General features: G+C 56.2%; 9 protein-coding genes. 4 read left to right on the top strand and 5 right to left on the bottom strand.

Going from position 1 to position 6971, the window contains the following annotated elements; translation table 11 throughout:
• The 3 genes from ACWIUF_RS06210 to ACWIUF_RS06200 all read right to left on the bottom strand — a co-directional run.
• On the bottom strand, positions 1 to 548 hold a 548-nt coding region (locus ACWIUF_RS06210; protein ID WP_448571420.1), incomplete at its 3' end, for a HoxN/HupN/NixA family nickel/cobalt transporter.
• Positions 549 to 649: 101 nt separating this feature from the next.
• Positions 650 to 1045 carry a hypothetical protein gene (locus ACWIUF_RS06205; protein ID WP_448571419.1) on the bottom strand — a complete coding sequence of 132 codons (396 nt, stop codon included), beginning with the start codon at positions 1043 to 1045 and terminating at the stop codon, positions 650 to 652.
• Positions 1046 to 1083: 38 nt separating this feature from the next.
• Positions 1084 to 1788, bottom strand: a complete 705-nt coding sequence (locus ACWIUF_RS06200) for an urease accessory protein UreF (RefSeq protein WP_448571418.1) — start codon at positions 1786 to 1788, stop codon at positions 1084 to 1086.
• Positions 1789 to 1952: 164 nt separating this feature from the next.
• Between ACWIUF_RS06200 and ACWIUF_RS06195 the strand changes: the two genes are divergently transcribed.
• Positions 1953 to 2135 carry a hypothetical protein gene (locus ACWIUF_RS06195; RefSeq protein ID WP_448571417.1) on the top strand — a complete coding sequence of 61 codons (183 nt, stop codon included), beginning with the start codon at positions 1953 to 1955 and terminating at the stop codon, positions 2133 to 2135.
• Complete coding sequence (locus ACWIUF_RS06190) at positions 2136 to 2810, top strand: class I SAM-dependent methyltransferase (RefSeq protein ID WP_448571416.1); 675 nt, start codon at positions 2136 to 2138, stop codon at positions 2808 to 2810. It begins immediately after the preceding gene.
• 55 nt (positions 2811 to 2865) lie between these two features.
• Here the strand turns inward: ACWIUF_RS06190 and ACWIUF_RS06185 are convergent, their stop codons facing one another.
• Complete coding sequence (locus tag ACWIUF_RS06185; protein WP_448571415.1) at positions 2866 to 4146, bottom strand: FAD/NAD(P)-binding protein; 1281 nt, start codon at positions 4144 to 4146, stop codon at positions 2866 to 2868.
• Between the two features lie 72 nt (positions 4147 to 4218).
• On the opposite strand from ACWIUF_RS06185, the gene ACWIUF_RS06180 reads away from it, so the two are divergent.
• Both ACWIUF_RS06180 and ACWIUF_RS06175 read left to right on the top strand, forming a co-directional pair.
• Positions 4219 to 5196, top strand: a complete 978-nt coding sequence (locus ACWIUF_RS06180) for a CobW family GTP-binding protein (RefSeq protein ID WP_448571421.1) — start codon at positions 4219 to 4221, stop codon at positions 5194 to 5196.
• Between the two features lie 8 nt (positions 5197 to 5204).
• Complete coding sequence (locus ACWIUF_RS06175) at positions 5205 to 6302, top strand: WD40 repeat domain-containing protein (protein ID WP_448571414.1); 1098 nt, start codon at positions 5205 to 5207, stop codon at positions 6300 to 6302.
• Here the strand turns inward: ACWIUF_RS06175 and ACWIUF_RS06170 are convergent.
• Complete coding sequence (locus ACWIUF_RS06170) at positions 6215 to 6790, bottom strand: Fur family transcriptional regulator (protein ID WP_448571413.1); 576 nt, start codon at positions 6788 to 6790, stop codon at positions 6215 to 6217. The two genes, ACWIUF_RS06175 and ACWIUF_RS06170, sit on opposite strands and share 88 nt — an antisense overlap.
• Positions 6791 to 6971: the final 181 nt, after the last annotated feature.

Here is a 6971-nt window from a genome sequence, read left to right as displayed (position 1 = left end):
GATCCGTGGGGATGCGGGTGGAGCTGAGCAGATTGGGGTGCTGACGAAGATTGCATGGCCTGTAAGCGTTGATCCAGGAGCCAAAAGCCAACCCCAAAAACCAGTAGGCCACTCAGAAAGCTAAGGATGGGATAAAGCTGTGCGGGCAGAACATAATTCGTCGCAAACAGGACCCCTAAACCCAGCAGAAAAATGCCCAGGGTATGGGTCAGGGTGGTAATCAAGCCCAGAAGCACGGCATCTTTGGGCGTGCCCCGGGTTCCCACCAAATAGGCCACTACCATCGTTTTGCCATGACCGGGGCTAACGGCATGGGCCATTCCAAACAGGAAGGCAACCCCCAGGCCAACGACTCGGAAATGGGGCGTGAGGACTGGGTTCAGCCAAGGGTCCAAGGCACCATGCCCTGGGTGGGCGATCGCGGGCTGAAGGTTGCTGACCAATGCTGCCGCCACTAGGAAGCTGACAGGAATTCCCCAGTGGGTAGGCCCAGGCAACTGCCGTTGCCGTTGCCTTAGTTGCGGTGATCGCGGGTTCAGGGGCTGCATAGGGTGCAATTGCGAATGCTTGGGTTTCGCCACTATAGCAAATCTAAACCTCAAACCTTAGGGAGCAGTGGGATTGTCGCCTGCGGCTGGTCAGTAGCGAGTTAACCCACGGGTTGGGGAGCCAGTCCAGCGATATCCCCCGTAGCCTGATGGCCATTGCCATTAGCCGCGAGCGTGGGTGAGTCTGGCACCGCTGATCGGCCCTCGTAGGCATCGAGCAGCAATTGGCGTAGATCCTGAATTAAGGGATAGCGCGGGTTTGAGCCGGTACATTGGTCATCAAAGGCTTGATCTGCCACCTCATCTAAGGCTAACCCGTGGGGGATGTGGGAGACCCCACCCAACTGGTGCGCCATCGAGTGGCAGATCCCCAGGAAACCATTGGCAAAAGCCATGCCCGCGATCGTAGACGCATAGTGCATTTTCTCCCGCGCCTTGGGGTCATTGGCGCCATTATGGTAAGCACTGGGCAGGTATTTGAAGATCAGCCGGATCACTGCTGTGATCTATGCCTGTCCGTCACCAACATTTCCCATCAACTCCGAAAGAGGCGACTGTATTGTTCCTGATGTTGCATACTCGCCAGGGAGAGACCCCAGTTACAACTGTCTAACTCATCATCTGCAAGGGTCAGAATTGCCGTTGTCGCTTGCACAATTGGCGCTTGGAGATGTAACAACAATATCTGCCCGATCGTTTGTCCTAGGGGAATTAACTTAATACCGGCATTGATTAAATTCGTACTCCAACTGTGCAGATAGGCCGCGATCGCCATATCGGGAGCAATCTGGGCCTGGGCTGCTGCCAACCCAAAGGCGGTTGCAAAATTACAGTTAGGCTGGCACACCGCTAACCAGGGTGCGAGCGCGGGATACAGTTCCGGCAGCAATCGCGCTAACGCCCACCCCATCTGCCAGCTTTGCTGCCGCAGTTCTTCACACTCCCGCGCCGCCGAAAGCCAGTTATTCCAACGCACCAGCTTTGCCTGATCCTGTTCGCCGAACGCCTGGTAACACCGCAGCAAAACCGCCCCATCGAGGCGAATGGCCCCATACTGCAACTCCTGGGTTAGCCACTGCTCCAGCGCGATCGCGTCCGTGATCACGCCTTGGGTCACCAGGGTTTCCAATCCCTCGGAATAGCTAAAGGCCCCCACTGGCAACGCCGGGCTAGCCAACTGGAGTAACGTCAGCAGTACTGGGGAGAATTCAAAATTCAAAATTAAAAACTCAAAACTCAAAACTCAAAACTCAACTCAACCCTATCACACCGCTCCCGCTCCCTAGTCCCGTTCGCGTAGCGTCTCCGCAGGCGAATCGGGAAACGCTACAATGCCCCTAGTATTCTCTCCTAACTCCTAACTCCTAACTCCTCTCTCCTAACTCCTCTCTCCTCGCAACACCTATGGGACGCCAAGCCAAACTCCGTAAACACCGGCACCAGCATCCGGATGTGCCCCCTGCGGGTCCGCCAACGCCCTTGCCTGCAACTGACTTTGTGGCTGCAATGGCCCAGCAGGGATATGCCCTCACCGATACGCCCGCTGCGCCCACCTTACCCGACGATCGCCCTTCTCCCCAGGTATAAATGATTGTTTGTAAGCCCTTTGCACCGGGATGCTGTTCCCCGCGTGAACCCGGCGATGTTCTCGACCGTAAGGCCCGATTTTTCGATCGCTGGGCACTGACCTATGACTGGCTGCTGCCTTCCGTGTTCTACCAGGCCGTGCACCAACGGTTGCTAGAGTACGTGCAATTGCCCGACGCTGGGGTTGTCCTGGATATTGGCTGTGGGACGGGACGGTTGCTGAATCGACTGGCTTCCCGTTATCCCAATCTACGCGGCTATGGTCTCGATCTGGCTCCGGTGATGTTGCAACAGGCCCGCCAGCGTAATCAACACCGTCCTCGGCTGATTTTTAAGCAGGGCCGCAGTGATGCGATTCCCTTTGGCGATCGCTGCTTCGACGCCGCCTTCAGTACCATTAGTTTTTTGCATTACCCCGACCCCCAGGCTGTTATGGGGGAAGTTTACCGGGTGCTACAACCGGGTGGGCGCTTTTATCTGGTGGACTATACGACGACCTTTTGGATGGGCGGGCGGCAAGCGATCGCGGTTTCACCGGGGGGGCTACGGTTCTATTCGCGATCGCAGCGGCAGCAAATGGGTGAACAGGCCAAGCTCACCTGTATCAGTCATCAGGATCTCATTGGTCCTGTCCTATTAACCATTTTTCAAAAGGCCCATGAGGGAAAAAGGTAAGAGGCAAGGCAGGCGCAACAGAACCTAGGCATCAGGGGATGGGCTGAGTCTGGGTTTAACCGATCGTGGCCTTGGTCAGGGCTGGCACAATGCGACCGCTTGCCATGCGGGCACCATAAAGATTGCGGGCTGCGGGTCCCAACTGTAAAGCTGCCGCTCCCCCCATGATGAACAGTGGGCAACCCGGCCAGCGTAGATACGAATCCAGAACTGGTAGGCCCTGGATCGTAGGCACGGGATAAGCCTCCCGGATTTCCGATAATAGGGGCCACTGGTTAACATTAATCTGCGTCCCCGTTGCCAACCAAATGCGATCGATTGGCCATTGGGCCAAGCAGTCATACCCGGCTGCGTGATGACAAATGACCCGCCAGCTTGAGCCTTCCCATGTTGCTGCTGCCACCTCACAGTGCTCGTAAAAGGACAGTTGTCCTGCCCGTTCCCAACGCCGCAACTGCGTCAACATTGCCGGGGTCAGCGACCCCCCATTACGGGCAGCTTGAATCATCTGCCAGCGTCGTTCCCAACAAGGTTCTGCCTGAAACCCCTTCAGGTACTTGGGGCCTAACCAGCCCGGTTCTGCGTCAAACAACTTTTCATAAAATTGCCGTCGTGCCATGAGAATGACCTGGGCACCCCGAGCGATCGCACCCACCGCCAAATGCCCACTCGTGAGACCACTGCCGATAATCAAGATGCGTTCCCCCGCTAACCGTAACCCTCGCAGGTCAATCTGGTGGGAATGTTGCAGCCGATCGGCTGGATAGGGAGTCGAAATGCGCTGTACCCAATCCGGGAATTGGGGCCGCCCCCCAGCGATCGCCAAAACCACCCGCCTTGCCCGTAACAACCGCCCATCCCCTAGCGTTAGACAAAAGGACGGCTTCCGACCCTGGGTAAGCACCGTCAGCGCCTGTACCGATGCCGGAATCACCCGATCGGCTAACTGCCAACGGTGGATCACGGCTTGGCAAAAGTCTTGGAAGAGGGCCGTCCCCGGTAGGTCATAGGGGGGAAACAATTCCTGAGAACGGGACTCGGCAAAGGTACGCAGGGCGTGGGGGTCAGGGGCGGGATGGTGGACAGCGGGCGATCGCAAATGGGGAATTTCCAACGCTGCAAACTGATGCCGCCACTGGGCTAACCACTCCCCCGCAGGATCAAGCACCACGAACCGCTGCCGCAATGATGGCCGCTTTTGCAACAGGTGAGTCACGAGGGTCAGGGCCTGGGGTCCCGCCCCCACGATCGCCAGATTAACCGCAGCAGGTAACGTCGGAGAACCTGCCCCCATCGGGATTAACTCACCTTCCTTAAACAGACTGGGCGCTGGCATAACCGGGCTAGGCAACCAAGAGTGATAATGATTATCATTCTACTAAATACTCAAACACCGGAGGCAACCGTGATAGCAACTGCAGAGCCGACAAGTGTCCCCGTCACTGTGCTGACTGGGTATTTGGGGGCGGGCAAGACCACCCTACTCAACCGGATTCTGACCCATGAGCACGGCAAGAAGGTGGCGGTCATTGTGAATGAGTTTGGTGAAGTGGGGATTGATCACCAATTAGTGGTGGATGCCGACGAGGAAATCTTTGAGATGAACAATGGCTGTATCTGTTGTACCGTTCGCGGCGATCTGATTCGGATTATTGGTAACCTGATGAAGCGCCGTGAGCGTTTTGATCACTTGGTGATCGAGACAACTGGACTTGCTGACCCGGCCCCCGTCATTCAAACCTTTTTTGTCGACGATCAGATTCAATCCCAGACGCGGCTGGATGCCGTCGTTACCGTTGTGGATGCCAAACACATTCACCAGCATTGGGATGCCGATGAAGCGCTAGAGCAGATTGCGTTTGCTGATGTGATTTTGCTCAATAAAATTGACCTTGTAAGTAGGGCCGAGTTGGATGCCCTCGAACAGCGTATCCGGGCCATGAATGCGATCGCGAAAATTTACCGAACTCAATCAGCTCAGATTCCGATAGAAACCCTTTTGGGGGTGAATGCCTTTGATATCAATCATGCCCTGAGTATCGATCCAGAGTTTCTCAATGAGACGGCCCATGAGCACGATGCCACGGTTGGCTCCCTGGCACTACGAGAACAGGGTGCTGTAGATGGGGAGAAGTTGAACACTTGGTTAAGTGAATTATTACGCAACCACGGCCCCGATATTTTTCGGATGAAGGGGATTCTCCAGATCGCGGGCGAGGAGCAGCGATATGTCTTTCAGGGAATTCATATGTTGTTCGAGGGATGTCCAGATCGTCCCTGGCGACCCGGTGAAGTCCGCCAGAACGAATTGGTGTTTATTGGCCGCAATCTCGAAGCCATGAATTTGGCCGCGAATTTCCGTGCCTGTTTGGTGGCAAATGATTGAGGACCACCATGCCGAAAACCCTCTCTCCATTTTCCCTGGAATTAGCAGGGCAGCACCAGCTATCCGAGTATGTGACGGCGATCGCTTGGACACCCGATGGCTCACGGCTGGTGGCCATTTCTGCCAATGGTGAACTTGTCGTCTACGATGTCCAGTTAGCCCAACACGTCTGGAAGGATTGTGGGTTGGGGGAGGTCGTAACCTACCTACAAACTGCCCAGCTAACCTCATTAGATGGACTGTCTATCTCGGCCAATGGCCGCTTTCTGGCTACCGGTGGACAGGCGGGGACGATCACCCTTTGGCACAGGGCGGATACTGCGGCCAACTATCAATTGTTGACTCAGTTAGAGTATCCAGGGGTATGGATCGATCGCCTGCAATGGCACCCCTCTGCGCCAGAATTGGCCTTTAGTTTAGGGCGCAATGTTCAAATCTGGAATGCCGATCGGTCTGAGATTGTAACGACTCTTAGTTTTGAAGCTTCATCGGTTTTGGATTTGGCTTGGCATCCCCAGGGATACGCCTTAGCTGTGGGTGGCAATCAAAGCGTGAAGATTTGGCAGCGAGAGGATTGGGAGGCTGCACCGGTAGTTCAGACAACTGGCGGGGCGAGTACCGCGATCGCTTGGTCGCCCGATGGTCAGTACCTAGCATCGGGAAATAACGATCGCTCCCTGCTAGTGTGGCAATGGGGAAATCCTCATCCCTGGCGCATGCAAGGGTTCCCCGGTAAGGTTTGGCAGTTGGCTTGGTCAGCAAGGGGGACACCACGGTTGGCGAGTGTGAGTGGCACCGGTATTGTGACCTGGACCCAGGCTACCGACCCGACCCGTGGCTGGGAAGCTCAGGTATTAGATCGCCATCGTGCGCCTGTTACCGCGATCGCCTTCCAGCCTCAATCACGCCTCTTGGCCTCGGCGGCTGAGGATGGTTGGGTCTGTCTCTGGCAAGCCTCTCAACGGCTTGTTCAGATTCTCCAGGGTGCGCCCCAAGGGTTTACGAGTCTTGCCTGGAATCAGCAGGGAACTGCCTTGGCGGCTGGTGGCCAACAGGGGGAAATCCTGGTCTGGCGGCTATCGAAACGGGGCCGGGGCTTTCGATAAGGCAAGATAATCCCGCAACCCCTTTCCAGTTGACCCACGCAGGCGCTGTGCAGTATACAGGGTTCGCACACGCCAAAAAATTCGAGCGTGTGGTAGTAAATCCGCAACGAACTGGCTTGCTGCAATTGGGCTGCAAACTCGGCTACGGGACAAAAAGGTAGGGGAAAGGACTGGCCACACTGCAAACAGGTCAGGTAATGCCGATCGCGGCCTGCTGTCATGACGGGTGAGTCCTCAACCACGCTATAGAGCCGTTCTCCCGCGATCGTGACCCGGTGTTGCACCAACCCTGACCGCTGTAGGGCCTCCAGCGATCGGTAGACCGTGGCTAAGCCAACCGGCTGGTGGGACTGCATCAGGACATACAGGGCTTGGGCAGAAATCGGCTGGGGCTGCTGCCGCAAAGCCTGTACGACCGCTGTCTGCGCTGCGGTTAGGCGGGGCAAGGTTGGGCGGGGCAAGGTTGGGCAACGGGCGAGGGCAGACATTGGCAAGGGCTGTTTTTTTGAGGCAGTTTGATCATCATTCATGGCCGGATCGTGTAAGATTATGAGAATGATTATCATTTTCATTTTATTCTAGCGTGCCATGCTCACTGAATCTTCCTCCCCACCTGCTGTTACCTCTCCTGGGCATGGGCTTGCCCCCGCCATTGCCCCCGCCATTGCC

The organism is Trichothermofontia sp., from assembly GCF_053493415.1.
The sequence above is the reverse complement of the archived record's forward strand: the minus strand, read 5'-3'. Positions and strand labels throughout refer to the sequence as shown.

Bases quoted from the DNA above. Each gene is read 5' to 3' on its own strand.
- ACWIUF_RS06175 (WP_448571414.1), top strand. From the start codon at position 5,205: ATGCCGAAAACCCTCTCTCCATTTTCCCTGGAATTAGCAGGGCAGCAC.
- ACWIUF_RS06190 (WP_448571416.1), top strand. From the start codon at position 2,136: ATGATTGTTTGTAAGCCCTTTGCACCGGGATGCTGTTCCCCGCGTGAA.
- ACWIUF_RS06195 (WP_448571417.1), top strand. From the start codon at position 1,953: ATGGGACGCCAAGCCAAACTCCGTAAACACCGGCACCAGCATCCGGAT.
- ACWIUF_RS06185 (WP_448571415.1), bottom strand. From the start codon at position 4,146: ATGCCAGCGCCCAGTCTGTTTAAGGAAGGTGAGTTAATCCCGATGGGG.
- ACWIUF_RS06170 (WP_448571413.1), bottom strand. From the start codon at position 6,790: ATGTCTGCCCTCGCCCGTTGCCCAACCTTGCCCCGCCCAACCTTGCCC.